This window comes from Terrabacter terrae (genome assembly GCF_039529575.1).
GTDB lineage: Bacteria > Actinomycetota > Actinomycetes > Actinomycetales > Dermatophilaceae > Terrabacter > Terrabacter terrae.
This window is the reverse complement of sequence record NZ_BAAANB010000048.1, coordinates 1-501: the sequence shown is the minus strand read 5'-3', so window position 1 is coordinate 501 and position 501 is coordinate 1. Positions and strand designations below refer to the sequence as shown.

Genomic DNA, 501 nt, shown 5'->3' with positions numbered 1-501 from the left:
CGACGAGGCCGCAAGGCTGATGCAGCTCCTCGCCCTCCGCTGACCCCCCACAACTCAACCGTCGAAGGGCCACAAACCGGGCCGCTGAACCGTCGAAAGGCCACAAACCGGGCCCGGTTTGTGGCCTTTCGACGGTGAAAGCGGGGAGGAGGAGTGCGGCAGGTCAGGTGAGGACGATGCTGCGGGTGAGGTTGCGCGGCGCGTCGGGGTCGAGGCCCGCGGCGTCGGCCTTGGCGAGACACAGCCGGTGCAGCCGCACGAGGTCTGCGAGCGGGTCGATGTCGCGGTGCTCGAAGTGCGCACCGGTCGCCGCGACCTGCTCGCGCAGTCCCTCCGGCACCTCGCCGAACGCCCAGACGGCGCGCCCCGGCGCGGCGATGCTGATCGGGCCGTGGCGGTACTCCATCGCCGGATAGGACTCCGACCAGAACTGCGCCGACTCGCGCAGCTTGAGCGCCGCCTCGTTGGCGATGCCGTTGGACCACCCGCGTCCGAGGAAGG

1 protein-coding gene is annotated in these 501 nt (G+C 70.9%); it reads right to left on the bottom strand.

The genetic code is table 11. The features are described 5' to 3' along the window. Positions 1 to 163: 163 nt before the first annotated feature. Positions 164 to 501: SIS domain-containing protein (locus tag ABD194_RS18870; protein WP_425580028.1), on the bottom strand; the 338-nt coding region annotated here is incomplete at its 5' end.